Source organism: Acinetobacter sp. LCT-H3, from assembly GCF_001866125.1.
Lineage (GTDB): Bacteria > Pseudomonadota > Gammaproteobacteria > Pseudomonadales > Moraxellaceae > Acinetobacter > Acinetobacter schindleri.
Window position 1 is genome coordinate 372 of record NZ_MODX01000074.1, and the last position, 373, is coordinate 744.

1 rRNA gene (running past one end of the window) is annotated in these 373 nt (G+C 53.0%); it reads right to left on the reverse strand.

The features are described 5' to 3' along the window. Positions 1 to 373, reverse strand: a 16S ribosomal RNA gene (locus BK820_RS14910); its annotated part reaches 371 nt to the left of the window's first position; the annotation flags it as partial.

A 373-nucleotide genomic window follows, 5' to 3' on the forward strand; every position in this document is an offset into this window, starting at 1 on the left:
TACATACCGAAATACTTCTTCACTCACGCGGCGTCGCTGGATCAGGGTTCCCCCCATTGTCCAATATTCCCCACTGCTGCCTCCCGTAGGAGTCTGGGCCGTGTCTCAGTCCCAGTGTGGCGGATCATCCTCTCAGACCCGCTACAGATCGTCGCCTTGGTAGGCCTTTACCCCACCAACTAGCTAATCCGACTTAGGCTCATCTATTAGCGCAAGGTCCGAAGATCCCCTGCTTTCCCCCGTAGGGCGTATGCGGTATTAGCATTCCTTTCGGAATGTTGTCCCCCACTAATAGGCAGATTCCNTCAGTCACTTAAGCTTCCTTCCGAAGAATTCCATTTAAGCGCTTCGTTCGACTTGCATGTGTTAGGCA